This window comes from Janthinobacterium sp. FW305-129 (genome assembly GCF_020858115.1).
Classification (GTDB): Bacteria; Pseudomonadota; Gammaproteobacteria; order Burkholderiales; family Burkholderiaceae_D; genus Janthinobacterium.
Genome location: NZ_JACYMM010000011.1, coordinates 81,915 through 94,783, shown reverse-complemented (window position 1 = coordinate 94,783; position 12,869 = coordinate 81,915). Strand labels below are relative to the sequence as shown.

Genomic DNA, 12,869 nt, shown 5'->3' with positions numbered 1-12,869 from the left:
AGCCGCATATGAGTACTAGCACGAGCACCTTGGACCACGCCGGTCACGATCACGACCATGCCCACGACCACCCGACCGGCTACCGCCGCTGGCTGTTTGCCACCAACCACAAGGATATCGGCACCCTGTACCTGTGGTTCTCGTTCATCATGCTGCTGTCGGGCGGCGTGCTGGCCCTGATGATCCGCACGGAACTGTTTCATCCAGGCTTGCAATTCTTTCACCCTGAATTTTTTAATCAACTGACCACCATGCACGGCCTGGTGATGGTGTTTGGCGCCATCATGCCGGCCTTCGTCGGCTATGCCAACTGGATGATCCCGCTGCAAGTGGGCGCGTCCGACATGGCGTTTGCCCGCATGAACAACTTCTCGTTCTGGCTGCTGCCGCCGGCCGCGCTGCTGCTGGCCACGTCCTTCCTCGTGCCCGGTGGCGCCACGGCTGCCGGCTGGACCCTGTATGCGCCGCTGTCGACGCAGATGGGCCCCGGCATGGACATGGCCATTTTTGCCATGCACCTGATGGGCGCCTCGTCCATCATGGGCTCGATTAACATCATCGTCACCATCCTGAACATGCGCGCCCCTGGCATGACCCTGATGAAGATGCCGATGTTCTGCTGGACCTGGCTGATTACCGCCTATTTGTTGATCGCCGTCATGCCGGTGCTGGCTGGCGCGATTACCATGACCCTGACGGATCGCCATTTCGGCACGTCCTTCTTTAACGCGGCAGGCGGCGGCGACCCCGTCATGTACCAGCACATCTTCTGGTTCTTCGGCCACCCCGAGGTCTACATCATGATCTTGCCGGCTTTCGGCATCGTCTCGCAGATCCTGCCAGCTTTTGCCCGCAAGCCATTGTTCGGCTATGCCTCGATGGTCTACGCCACGGCGTCGATCGCGATTCTGTCCTTCATCGTCTGGGCGCATCACATGTTTACTACCGGCATGCCGGTGACGAGCCAGCTGTTCTTCATGTACGCGACCATGCTGATCGCCGTGCCGACGGGCGTGAAAGTGTTCAACTGGATCGCCACCATGTGGAAGGGCTCGATGACGTTCGAGACGCCGATGCTGTTCTCGGTGGGCTTCATCTTCGTGTTTACCATGGGCGGCTTCACGGGCCTGATCCTGGCCGTCACGCCGATCGACATCCAGCTGCAGGATACCTATTATGTGGTGGCGCACTTCCACTACGTGCTGGTGGCCGGTTCGCTGTTCGCCCTGTTCGCCGGTTTCTACTACTGGTCGCCGAAATGGACTGGCCATATGTACAACGAGACGCGCGGCAAGATCCACTTCTGGCTGTCGCTGATCACGTTCAACGTGACCTTCTTCCCGATGCACTTCCTGGGCCTGGCCGGCATGCCGCGCCGCTACGCCGACTATCCGGCGCAGTTCACGGACTTCAATATGATCGCCTCGATCGGCGGTTTCGGTTTCGGCCTGATGCAGGTGTACTTCCTGTTCTTCGTCGTCTTGCCGACCATCCGCGGCGGCAAGGCCGCGCCAGCGAAACCATGGGAAGGCGCGGAAGGCCTGGAATGGACCGTGCCGAGCCCGGCGCCGTTCCACACGTTTGAAACGCCGCCTACCGTCAAGTAATGTCAGTGTCACGGGCCGGCGTGTTGCGCGGCCCGCCTTGAATAAAGTTGCTGCCATGACCGAAGTGAAAACTGAGCGTAAAAAACCGAACAACCTGCGTACCGGGCTGATCTTGGCCGCCCTGGCGGCCTTCTTCTTCCTGTCCGTGTTCGTCAAGCGCATGTGGCTCTGACGTGACGACGCCCCACCAACAGGAAACACGCGGCCTGAACCGCAAGATGCTGGGCAAGCTGCTCGTCATTGCCGTGCTGATGTTTGGCTTTGGCTATGCCCTGATTCCCGTCTACAAGCAGATTTGCGAAGTGATGGGCATTAACGTGCTGACGCAAAAAGATGGCACGGTGGCCTACGACAACAATACGCAAGTCGATACGACGCGCAGCATCACCGTCGAGTTCGACGGCAATGCGCAGGGACCTTGGCGCTTCCGCCCGACCGTCTCGAGCATGCAGGTGCACCCGGGCGAACTGGTGACCGTCATGTATGAGGTGGTCAATACGCAAAACCGCGTCGTCAACGCGCAAGCCATCCCCAGCTACGCGCCGCAGAGCGCCACGCCGCACTTCAAGAAGGTCGAGTGCTTCTGCTTCAAGCAGCAAACCTTGAAACCGAAGGAAGCGCGGCAGATGCCGGTGGTGTTTTTCCTCGATCCGGCCCTGCCGAAAGAGGTGAAGACCATCACCCTGTCATACACGTTTTTCGAGATTGCCGGTCTGAGCCAGGCTCAGACCCCGGCCGTCCAATAGGAGAGTGCCATGGGCGAATCCGCCAAGCCGGAAAAAGCGTCGTTCCTGTATTCCTTGCGCGCCGTCGTCTGGTCATTCACGGGCTTGCGCCGCAAGAGCGATTTCGACACGGATTCGGCCAAGCTCAATCCCGTGCACATCGTCATCGCCGGTTTCCTGGTGGTGGCTTGCCTGATCGGCATCCTGATTTCAATTGTTAAATTCGTCGTTTTATAAATTATAAAAAACCACCCTATAAGTTTTTGAGGAGATGATGATGAGTTCCAACCACGCCGCCGTACCTTATTATTTCGTGCCCGGCCCGTCGCGCTGGCCCATGCTGGGCGGCGCCAGCCTGCTGCTGACCATGATCGGCGCCTCGGCCTGGGTCAACGACGTCTCCTGGGGCCCGTACGTGAATTACCTGGGCCTGGCCGGCATCCTGCTGGTCCTGTACTTCTGGTTTGGCGACGCGATCAGCGAATCGGAGCAGGGTCTGTACAGCGAGCGCATCGACCACTCCTTCCGCTGGAGCATGAGCTGGTTCATCTTTTCGGAAGTCATGTTCTTCGCCGCCTTCTTCGGCGCCCTGTTCTATGCGCGCAGCATCTCGATGCCCTGGCTGGCCGACCTCGACCACAAGGTGATCTGGCCCGATTTTGCCGCCCACTGGGGCAATACGGGCCCGGCCGGCACGGTGCAGGAATTTACCACCATGACGCCGTTCTGGATTCCGACCATCAACACGGCCTTGCTGCTGACGTCGGGTGTCACCCTGACGATTTCCCACCACGCGCTGCGCGCCGGCCACCGCGCCATGACGGCCCTGTTCCTGTTCGCCACCATCGTGCTGGGCGCCATCTTCATGGGCTTCCAGGTCTACGAATACATGCACGCCTACAGCGAACTGAACTTGAAATTGACGTCCGGCATCTACGGCGCCACTTTCTTCATGCTGACGGGCTTCCACGGCTTCCACGTGACCCTGGGCGCCATCATGCTATCCGTCATCCTGTACCGCGTGCTGAAAGGCCACTTCACGCCCGACCACCACTTCGGCTTCGAAGGCGCCGCCTGGTACTGGCACTTTGTCGACGTCGTCTGGCTGGGCCTGTACGTGGTCGTGTATTGGTTATAATGGCGGGGCAGGGCGCGCGCCGTTGTTAGGCGGCCTGCAGCATGAAAAAAGCCGTACCGGGAGATCCTGGGTACGGCTTTTTTCTTAGCGTGAAGAATTTGCCAATCAGGCAAGAAGAAGCTTAATGTATGCCCGTCGGCTGGATGTAACCCAGATGATGCGCCAGCAGGATCAGCAAAAACAGGGTGATCGACAAGCCCACGCGCAAGGCCAGCGCCTGCACGGTGCGGTTGCTCTTGCCCTTGTCGCGCATGAGGAAGAACAGGGCCGAGCCCAGGCTGCCCAGGATCAGGATGAAGGCGATGGCAACGAGGATTTTCATGGATGGTAGCGCCAGGCTTGAGGAGGTTTCATTGTAATGCGTATCCGCTTCCATTTTAGATGGATTCCATTTGTTGTAATGCTGCTACTGGTGGCGCTGGGGATCTCTCTGGCGCAGTGGCAGCAGCGCCGTGCCGACGAGAAAGTCGCGCGTGCCGCCCGGCTGGAAGCGGGCAACCAGGCCGCGCCGCTGGCCTTGACGGCCGCGCCCTTGCTGCCGGCCGATGCGCAAGCGATCGAGTTTCGCCGCGTTACCGTCACGGGCCGTTTCGTGCCCGCCTGGACGGTTTACCTGGACAACCGCCCCTACAAGGGCCAGGCCGGTTTTCACGTGCTCACGCCATTTCAAATAGACGGCTCCCCCATGCACGTGCTGGTGGCGCAGGGCTGGTTGCCGCGCAACAATGCCGAGCGCACGCGCATTCCCGACTACGCCACGCCGGCCGGCACCGTCACCATTAGCGGCATCGCGCGCCTGAACGCGGGCCATGTGATGGAACTGGGCACGGCGCCGGCCCTGGCGCCGCACGCCATCGTGCAAAATGCCGATATCGGCCAGCTGGCCCGGGCCAGCGGCCTGGCCTTGCAGCCATTTATTCTCGAACAAACAGTCGATGCAGTTGATCCGCCAGCGTCCAGCCAGCTTCCCGTGCGCGACTGGCCGGCGCCTGACCTGGGTGCCGACAAGCACCGCGGCTATGCCTTCCAGTGGTATGCACTGGCACTGATGGCTTTTTTATTTTTTGTCTTTACAGGATTTCGACGTGCAAACAAACAGCCCTGAAGCAACGCAAGACAACAGCAACAAGCAGGCACAGAATACGGGACGGTGGAAACTATTGGCCGTGGTGGCCGTGTGCGCCTTTCCCATCATCGCCTCGTATTTCACGTATTACATCATCAAGCCCACGGGCCGCAACAATTACGGCGCCCTGATCGACCCGCGTCTGTACCCGATACCGGAAGCCCAGCTGCAGGTGACGGAACTGGACGGCAAGCCGTCGCCGCTGGCGCAATTCAAGGGCAAGTGGGTGCTGCTGCAGACGGGACCGTCCGATTGCCAGGAAGCATGCAAGAAGCAATTGTTTGACATGCAACAACTGCGTTTGATGCAAGGCAAGGAACGCGAACGCCTGGAACGGGTCTGGCTGGTGACGGATGGCCAGCCGCTCGACACGCTCGTGATGCGCGAATTCGACGGCACCAGCATGCTGCGCGTCAATAACGACGCCCTGAAGGCCTGGCTGCCCGTGGAGCCGGGCGGCAAGACGAGCGACCACCTGTATTTGATCGATCCGCTGGGCAATCTGATGATGCGCTTCCCGAAAGACGCGGACCCGAACAAGATCAAGAAAGACATCGCCAAGCTGCTCAAAGCTTCGGCGATCGGTTGAGGAGTCTGCATGCCGATGATGCATCTCTCCGCGCTGGCCCAGCTGGGCTTGACGGGTCTGCTGGTGGCGCTGCTGCCTTTGACCATGGTCTGGGTGTCCGCGGACGCCAATAAATACCGCAAGCTCGTGTGGATCGCCGTCTTTTTGACGGTCGACCTGATCATGTTCGGCGGCTTTACGCGGCTGTCCGATTCCGGCCTCGGCTGCCCGGACTGGCCAGGCTGCTATGGTTCCGCCAACCCATTCCTTGCGCACGAGCACATCGTGGCGGCGGAAACCCTGATGCCGACGGGCCCCGTGACGGTGGTCAAGGCGTGGATCGAAATGACGCACCGCTACCTGGCCATGGCCATCGGCGTGCTGATCGTGGCGATGATGGTGCAGGCATGGCGCCAGTGGAGAAAGAGCAAGCGGCAGGAATTCGCCCCCGCGCTGCCGACGGCGCTGTTTTTGTTCGTCTGCCTGCAGGGCGCGTTCGGCGCCTGGACGGTGACATTAAAACTGCAACCGGTGATCGTCACCATCCACTTGCTGCTGGGCATGGGCTTGCTGGCCATGCTGACGTGGCTGGGCGGGCGCCAGGATTATGCCGTCAAACCCTTGCTGCGCGCCGACGCGGAAGAGTCCGTGCTGCGCCCCGTGCGCGCGCTGGCCGTTTTCTCGCTCGTGCTGCTGACGGTGCAGATCGCGCTGGGCGGCTGGGTGAGCACCAACTACGCCACCCTGGCCTGCACGGATTTCCCCCTGTGCGGCGGCAAGGTCATTCCGGAGATGGATTTCGAGCATGGTTTCCATCTGTGGCGCGAGCTGGGCAAGACGGCCGCCGGCCACTATTTGCCGTTTTCGGCGCTGACGGCCATCCACTGGGTGCACCGCAATTTCGCCTTCATCGTGCTGGCCGGCATCGGCTATACGGTGTTTCGCGCGTGGAAGCTGCCGTCCTTGCGCGGCACGGCACGCTGGGTGGCGCTGGTGCTGGCACTGCAGGCGGCCACGGGGCTGGCGACGATTTACCTGAGCTGGCCATTGTCGATTGCCGTCCTGCATAACGGCGGGGCGGCGCTGCTCGTGTTATTGCTGACCATGTTAAACTACAAGGCTAAATTCCAACTCGATGTAGCGCGGAAATCTGCTCCCGCCGCCGCGCCAGTGCCCTCGGCACCAGCCAGTCCTTCCCGTACCGCATAAATGACTACTCAGACCATCAGCCGTAAACCTTCCCCCCGCATCGCCCAGTACTGGGCGCTGACCAAGCCCCGCGTGACGCAACTGGCCGTGTTTTGCGCCGTCATCGGCATGTTCCTGGCCAGCGAAGAGTTGCCTGACTGGCGCGCGGTGGTGTTCGGCACCATCGGCATCTGGCTGCTGGCCGGCGCCGCGTTTGCCGTCAATTGCCTGGCCGAGCGCGAAATCGATGCGCGCATGGCCCGCACGGCGCGCCGCCCCATGGCCATGGGCGACATCACGGTAAAACAGACGGTGGTGTTCGCGCTCGTGATCGGCGGCCTGGGCATGGCGATTCTGTATCACCTCGTCAATCCGCTGACCATGTGGCTGACTTTTGTCACGTTTGTCGGCTATGCCTTGATCTACACCATGGTGCTCAAGCCTGCCACGCCGCAAAATATCGTCATCGGCGGCCTGTCCGGCGCCATGCCGCCCGCGCTGGGCTGGGCGGCCGTCGCCAACGACGTGCCGATGCAGGCGTGGCTGCTGGTCCTGATCATTTTCGTGTGGACGCCGCCGCACTTCTGGGCGCTGGCCATGTACCGCCGCGACGATTACGCGCGCTCGGGCCTGCCCATGCTGCCCGTCACGCATGGCATGCAATTTACGCAATTCCACGTGTGGCTGTATTCGATCGCGCTGGCCGCCACCACCTTGCTGCCGTACGCCGTGCGCATGAGCGGCCTGATCTACCTGGCCTCGGCCGTGCTGCTCAATGCGGGCTTCCTGTATTACGCGTGGAAGATGTACCGCCACTACACGGACTTGATCGCGCGCAAAGCTTTTACGTTTTCCATCATCTACCTGGCATTGCTGTTCGCGGCCTTGCTGGTCGATCACTACATTCCCCTCGGAACATGAAAAAATACCTGACCTTGTTGTTGGCGGCCGCGCTGGCCGTCGTCCTGGCCGGCTGCGGCAAGCCTGCCGCACCGAAGCTGGCCTTCAAGAACACGGACGTGACGGGCCTGGGCTACGCGCGCGAGTTCGCGCTGACGGACCACACGGGCCAGCCGCGCACCCTGGCCGACTACAAGGGCAAGCTGGTGCTGATGTTCTTCGGCTACACGCAATGTCCGGACGTCTGTCCCACCACCATGGCCGACATGGCCCAGGTGATGCGGGAAATGGGCCCGCAGGCGGACCAGGTGCAAGTGCTGTTCGTCACGGTCGACCCCGAGCGCGACACGCAGGCCTTGCTGGCGCAATATGTGCCCGCTTTCGACAAGCGTTTCGTGGGCCTGTATGGCGACGCGGCTGCCACGGCCAGGGTGGCCAAGGAATTCAAGGTGTATTACGCCAAGGTCGAGGGCGAGACGGACAACGGCTACACGGTCGACCACACGGCCGGCACCTATGTGTTCGACCGCGAAGGCAAGATCCGCCTGTTTGTGCGCCACGGCGAAAAGCCTGCCGCCATCGCGCACGATCTTAAACTTCTGCTATCCTGACCCGGTCGCGCCCCCGGGCGCCATCTTCAGGATACGCAGTACATGGATAAACGTTTCGAGCCGCACGCCCGCCTGGCAGCCGTCATCTTCTTGCTGATCGGCTGCTTTTTCGTCTTGCGGCCCTTCCTCGCCGCCATGCTGTTTGCCGCCTGCGTGGGCATTTCCAGCTGGCCCCTGTACCTGCTGCTGCTCGAACGCCTGAAAGGCCGGCGCAACTGGGCGGCCGCCATCATGACCGTGTCCCTGATCCTGGTCATCGTGCTGCCGCTGGCCCTCGTCACCTATAACCTGGCCGACAATGTCTCGCGCATCTATGAACAGCTGCGCACGGCGCTGGAATCGGGCGGCCTGCATCCACCGGCCTGGCTGGCCAACATTCCCGTGGTGGGCGAAACCATCGCCGGCTACGTGGAGCGCCTGCTTGCCGACCGCGAGGAATTATTGAATTTGGGTAAGACCATGCTGGAGCCGGCGCGCCACTTCCTCGCTTCCGGCGGCATCCTGCTGGGCACGGGCCTGGCGCAGACCAGCCTGGCCGTGTTCGTCAGCTTCTTCCTCTACCGCGACGGCCAGCAACTGAGCCGTGCCCTGATGACGGGCGCCGGCCGCATCATCGGCGACAGCGCGCCGGGCGTGGGCCTGACCATCAGCCGCACCGTGCGCGGCGTCATGTACGGCTTGCTGGGCACAGCGCTGGCGCAGGCCCTGGTGGCCGTGGTCGGCTTCCTGATCGCCGGCGTGCCGGCCGTCGCGCTGCTGGGCGTGGCCACCTTCATCTTTTCGCTGATTCCCGTCGGCCCGCCATTGATCTGGGGCGGCGCCGCCATCTGGCTGTTTTCAGACGGCCAGACGGGCTGGGGCATTTTCATGCTGGTGTGGGGCGCGCTGCTGATCAGCGGCGTGGACAACGTGGTCAAACCCATGCTGATCAGCCGCGGCAGCAGCCTGCCGTTCTTGCTGGTGCTGCTGGGCGTGCTGGGCGGCGTGCTGGCCTTCGGCTTCGTCGGCATCTTTATCGGCCCGACCCTGCTGGCGGTGCTGTACAGCCTGCTGCAAACGTGGACGGTGGGCGAAACCACCGTGCCGCAGGGCAAGGATACGATTACGTTGAAGAAGTAATCAGTCGCGCAAGTCCGCATCGAGATCGCGTTCCTGCTTCGGAATCACCTTGATCAGCACGATGCGGGGCCCGTTCATCTTCTTGACGACGATGTCGAAGTCGACGAAGGTGATGCGCTGGCCCTGCTTCGGGATGTCACCGAGCTTGACCATGATCAAGCCGCCCACCGATTCCACGTCGTCCAGCCCCAGCTCCTCGTTTTCGATATCGATGCCGAGGATGCGTTCGAGCGAGAAGATGGGCAGGCTGGCCTTGCCGATCAGGGTGCCGTCGCTTTGCTTGAGCCAGTCGTTTTCATTGCGGCGGAATTCATCGCGGATTTCGCCCACCATGGCGCCGAGCAAGTTATCGAGCGTAATAAAACCCAGCGGACGCTTGCCCTTCTCGCCGATCAGGGCGAAGTGGGGCGCGCCGTCGCGAAAGCGCCGGAACAGTTCCAGGGCCGGCGTGCGCGCGGAAATGATGTCGACGGGACGCAGGAACGGCGTGAGCGAGGTGATCGGTTTGCCCGCCTGCTGGGCAAAGAACAGATCCTTGAGGTGCACCACGCCCAGCACGTCGTCTTCATTCGTGTCGAAATACGGGTAGCGGCTGAAGCGGTTGCGCAGCACCGTGTTGAGGTTTTCTTCCAGCGTGTTCGAGGCGTGCAGGGCGATCACTTCATTGATCGGGCGCATCAGGTCCGACACGGTCATTTGTTCGAAATCAAGCGACTGCGCCAGGATGTTGCGCTCGTCGCGCGTAAACTTCTCGCCGGGCTGGCTGGTGCGCAGGATCAGTTTCAATTCTTCGGACGAGTAATGGGCATCGTGGCCGCCCTTGCCGGACAGGCCCGCCAGGCGCAGCACCCAGTTGGCGCTGGCGTTGAGCAGGTAGATGGCCGGGTACATGGTCCAGTAAAAGCCGTACAGGGGAATCGCGCTCCACAGGCCGACGGCTTCCGGGTTGCGGATGGCCATCGATTTGGGGGCCAGTTCGCCCACGACGATGTGCAGGAAGGAAATCACGCTGAAGGCGACGACGAAGGATACGCCGTGGATCAGCTCTTGCGAGGTGACGCCGATGGCGCCGAACAGCGGCTCGAGCAAGCCGGCGAACGCCGGTTCGCCGACCCAGCCCAGGCCCAGCGACGCCAGCGTGATGCCCAGCTGGCAGGCGGACAGGTAGGCGTCCAGCTGGCCATGCACCTTGGCCAGGATGCGGCCCCGTAGTCCCTGCGTCTTGGCGATGGCGCGGATGCGCGTGCGGCGCAAGGTGACAATGCCAAACTCGGCGGCAACAAAAAAACCGTTCAGCGCGACCAGGAAGAGGGCGAGCAGGACTAGCAAGACATTGTGCATGGGGGCGCGGAAGATGGGCTGTAAAAACGACATCTTAAACGACGAAGGCCGGCATAGCCTAATTTAGCCGCGTGCCCCGCCCGTGCAGGCGGGCGCGCGCGCCCGGTTTTCCATGCTTTTTCAGCCTTTGGCGGCCGTTTGCGGCCCGCCGCGCATGGCGAAGACCATGACGGCCGAGACGATGGCGGGAATGGCGACGACGAGGAAAATTGTGCTGTTGGGCCAGTTCAGGCGGATCAGCTCGCCACCGAGCACGGGACCGATGATGGAACCGATGCGGCCCACGCCCAGGCTCCAGCCGATGCCCGTCGAGCGCAGGGTGGTCGGGTAGTAGCTGGCCGCCAGGGCGTTGACGGCCGGCTGGCCGCCCACCACGCAGAAACCGGCGATGAAGATGGTAATGAACAGGAAGGCCAGCGACACGTCCGGACGGCCGATCAGGGCAATGGCGACTGCCGCGACCAGGAAGCATGGCAGCAGGATGCGGCGGAAGCTGGAGCGGTCGATCAGCTGGCCCATGACGAGGGTGCCGATGGTGCCGCCCACTTGCAGGGCCGTGCCCGCCAGCACGGCGTTGGCCGTCGACAAGCCCGCTTCCTTGGCGATGGTCGGCAGCCAGTTGGACAGGAAATATAAATTGAGCAAGTTCATGAAGTTGATGACCCACAACAAAATCGTCATCTTCGCGCGGCCGCCCGTAAACAATTGCAGCACGGGCGCGCCCTTGTGTTCCTTTTCATGCACGACGTATTGCGTGTCGGCCGTGATGTTGACGGTGGGATCGATGCGTTTCAGCCACTGCGCCACCTTGTCGAGCTTGCGTTTCTTCAATACCAGAAATTGCATCGATTCCGGCAGCAGGAAGAACATCAGCACGCCGATCACCAGCGGCACCACGCCGCCCACGTAAAACACGGATTGCCAGCCGAAGGCGGGAATCAGCGCGGCGGACAATAATCCGCCCAGCACGGCGCCCAGGGTAAAGCCGCACGAGACGAGCATCATCAAGGTAACTTTCTTGCGCAGGGGGCTGTATTCGCCGGCCAGCGCCATGGCGTTCGGCATCACGGCGCCCAGGCCCAGTCCGGTAATGAAGCGTATCAGCTGCAATTGCTCGATGGTCGTTGCCAGCGGCGTGACCAGCATGCACAGGGAAAAGAAGATGGTCGAGCCGATCAGCACGGGACGGCGGCCGAACTTGTCGGCCGTGATGCTGAAAACGAGCGAACCGACCAGCATGCCCAGCAAGCCCGCGCCGAAGACGGGGCCAAGGTTGGCCTTGCTCACATGCCAGTCGGCAATGATGGCGGGCGCCACATAGCCCATCGCCTGCACGTCGAAGCCATCCATGATGACGCATAGCCCGCACAGGATCAGCATGCCGATCTGAAAGGAGCCGATCTTGTTGTTATTGATGAGATCGGGAATATCGATCGTCTTGCCTGCCGTGGACATGGTGCCGCTCCTGTTTTTTATGGTAATCGCGCCCTTCCGGCGAGGGACAGGCGCGTGTTTGTCTCAGGCTTCATTACAATCGCTTTTGATTGATTATTCAAACGTTATTTTCGAATGGATTTATCAGGTTTCCTTGTGAATCTTCGGGCGGCCCTGGATGGCGGCCAGGATCACGTCGAGGGCCGGGTGCATGATCTTGCGCTCGTTCGAGATCACATAAAACTGTTCGCGCAGGGACGAGGCGTCGCCCACCAGTACGGCGCCGAATTGCTCCTCGATCTCGCCGGCCAGGCTGGCCGAGGCGAAGAACAGGCCCAGGCCCTTGCGGCCAAACGCGTTGAGCATGGCGTTATCCTCGAATTCGCCGACCACGTCGGGGCGCACGCCTTGCTGCACCATCCATTCATCGATGCGCCCGCGCAAGGCGTTGTTGCGCGCCGGCAGCAGAAATGGCGCGCCGTGCAGGCTGTGGGGGAAATTGCCGCGGTACTGTTCCGCCAGCGCGGGGATGGCGAACAGCTTCATGGCGCTCTCGCCCCACAGGTGGCTGGACACGCGCAGGCTGGCGCCGGCCGGCACGGCCCGGTCCGTCAACACCAGGTCCAGCTTGTGCAGGGCCAGGTCGGCCAGCAAGGATTCGAATTCGTCTTCCAGGCACACGAGCTTGACGGGCTTGTCCAGGCTGCGCGTGGCGTCGAGCATGCGGTAAGCCATCAGTTTCGGCAGGGAATCGGAAATGCCCACCGTCAAACGCATCTTTTCCGCGTCGGTGTCGGCCAGCGCATCCTGCATCTGTTCACCGAGCAAAAAGATCTGGTCCGCATAGCCGAGCGCGAGGCGGCCCGCCTCCGTCGGCACCAGGCGCCGTCCCTGCGGCTGCAGCAGCGATTTGCCCAGTTCCTTTTCCAGCAGGGCCAGCTGGGTGCTGATGGTTTGCACGGCCAGTCCCAGCCGTTCGGCCGCGCGCGTCACGCCGCCTTCCTTGGCGACGACCCAAAAGAAGTACAAATGGCGGTAATTGAAACCCGTGGTTTTCATCGCGATATCCTATCTTCTGTTTTTACGAAGTAATACTTCCATTATCTTCCATT

The 12,869-nt window shown here is 61.8% G+C and carries 15 protein-coding genes; 11 read left to right on the top strand and 4 right to left on the bottom strand.

The features are described from left to right. Window positions 1–8: 8 nt before the first annotated feature. From ctaD to IGS61_RS21625, 5 genes are read left to right on the top strand one after another with little or no spacing between them, the layout of a single operon-like run. The gene (gene ctaD, locus IGS61_RS21645) at window positions 9–1,607 is read left to right on the top strand and encodes a cytochrome c oxidase subunit I (protein WP_034749009.1); all 1,599 of its coding nucleotides are present in this window, start codon (window positions 9–11) and stop codon (window positions 1,605–1,607) included. Window positions 1,608–1,662: 55 nt separating this feature from the next. After that, window positions 1,663–1,779, top strand: a complete 117-nt coding sequence (locus tag IGS61_RS21640; RefSeq protein WP_217494223.1) for a cytochrome oxidase small assembly protein — start codon at window positions 1,663–1,665, stop codon at window positions 1,777–1,779. A 1-nt stretch (window position 1,780) separates the two neighbouring features. Next, window positions 1,781–2,353 (top strand): cytochrome c oxidase assembly protein, encoded by a 573-nt coding sequence (locus IGS61_RS21635; protein ID WP_099409817.1) that lies wholly within the window; start codon window positions 1,781–1,783, stop codon window positions 2,351–2,353. A 9-nt stretch (window positions 2,354–2,362) separates the two neighbouring features. Then, window positions 2,363–2,569 (top strand): DUF2970 domain-containing protein, encoded by a 207-nt coding sequence (locus IGS61_RS21630; RefSeq protein WP_077399736.1) that lies wholly within the window; start codon window positions 2,363–2,365, stop codon window positions 2,567–2,569. A 40-nt stretch (window positions 2,570–2,609) separates the two neighbouring features. Next, window positions 2,610–3,470 (top strand): cytochrome c oxidase subunit 3, encoded by an 861-nt coding sequence (locus IGS61_RS21625; RefSeq protein WP_230541518.1) that lies wholly within the window; start codon window positions 2,610–2,612, stop codon window positions 3,468–3,470. 121 nt (window positions 3,471–3,591) lie between these two features. Here the strand turns inward: IGS61_RS21625 and IGS61_RS21620 are convergent, their stop codons facing one another. After that, window positions 3,592–3,792: a twin transmembrane helix small protein gene (locus tag IGS61_RS21620; RefSeq protein ID WP_046683386.1), complete on the bottom strand. Its 201-nt coding sequence runs from the start codon at window positions 3,790–3,792 to the stop codon at window positions 3,592–3,594. Between the two features lie 36 nt (window positions 3,793–3,828). On the opposite strand from IGS61_RS21620, the gene IGS61_RS21615 reads away from it, so the two are divergent. From IGS61_RS21615 to IGS61_RS21590, 6 genes are read left to right on the top strand one after another with little or no spacing between them, the layout of a single operon-like run. Continuing rightward, window positions 3,829–4,575, top strand: coding sequence for an SURF1 family protein (locus IGS61_RS21615; protein WP_230541517.1), 747 nt, complete (start codon window positions 3,829–3,831; stop codon window positions 4,573–4,575). Beyond that, window positions 4,556–5,185, top strand: a complete 630-nt coding sequence (locus IGS61_RS21610; RefSeq protein WP_230541516.1) for an SCO family protein — start codon at window positions 4,556–4,558, stop codon at window positions 5,183–5,185. Before IGS61_RS21615 ends, IGS61_RS21610 begins: the two co-directional genes overlap by 20 nt. An 18-nt stretch (window positions 5,186–5,203) precedes the next feature. Beyond that, complete coding sequence (locus IGS61_RS21605) at window positions 5,204–6,373, top strand: COX15/CtaA family protein (protein WP_230541644.1); 1,170 nt, start codon at window positions 5,204–5,206, stop codon at window positions 6,371–6,373. After that, window positions 6,374–7,273, top strand: coding sequence for a heme o synthase (gene cyoE, locus IGS61_RS21600; protein WP_230541515.1), 900 nt, complete (start codon window positions 6,374–6,376; stop codon window positions 7,271–7,273). Continuing rightward, window positions 7,270–7,863 carry an SCO family protein gene (locus IGS61_RS21595; RefSeq protein ID WP_230541514.1) on the top strand — a complete coding sequence of 198 codons (594 nt, stop codon included), beginning with the start codon at window positions 7,270–7,272 and terminating at the stop codon, window positions 7,861–7,863. The genes cyoE and IGS61_RS21595 overlap by 4 nt, the downstream gene beginning before the upstream one ends. Before the next feature lie 42 nt (window positions 7,864–7,905). Continuing rightward, entirely contained in the window at window positions 7,906–8,982 is a 1,077-nt protein-coding gene (locus tag IGS61_RS21590) for an AI-2E family transporter (protein WP_230541513.1), read from the top strand. Here the strand turns inward: IGS61_RS21590 and IGS61_RS21585 are convergent, their stop codons facing one another. The 3 genes from IGS61_RS21585 to nhaR form a co-directional block, all read right to left on the bottom strand. Continuing rightward, window positions 8,983–10,323: a hemolysin family protein gene (locus IGS61_RS21585; RefSeq protein WP_230541512.1), complete on the bottom strand. Its 1,341-nt coding sequence runs from the start codon at window positions 10,321–10,323 to the stop codon at window positions 8,983–8,985. A 120-nt stretch (window positions 10,324–10,443) separates the two neighbouring features. Further along, window positions 10,444–11,778 carry an MFS transporter gene (locus IGS61_RS21580; protein WP_230541511.1) on the bottom strand — a complete coding sequence of 445 codons (1,335 nt, stop codon included), beginning with the start codon at window positions 11,776–11,778 and terminating at the stop codon, window positions 10,444–10,446. Between the two features lie 123 nt (window positions 11,779–11,901). Beyond that, window positions 11,902–12,816 carry a transcriptional activator NhaR gene (gene nhaR, locus IGS61_RS21575; RefSeq protein ID WP_230541510.1) on the bottom strand — a complete coding sequence of 305 codons (915 nt, stop codon included), beginning with the start codon at window positions 12,814–12,816 and terminating at the stop codon, window positions 11,902–11,904. Between the last annotated feature and the right edge of the window lie 53 nt (window positions 12,817–12,869).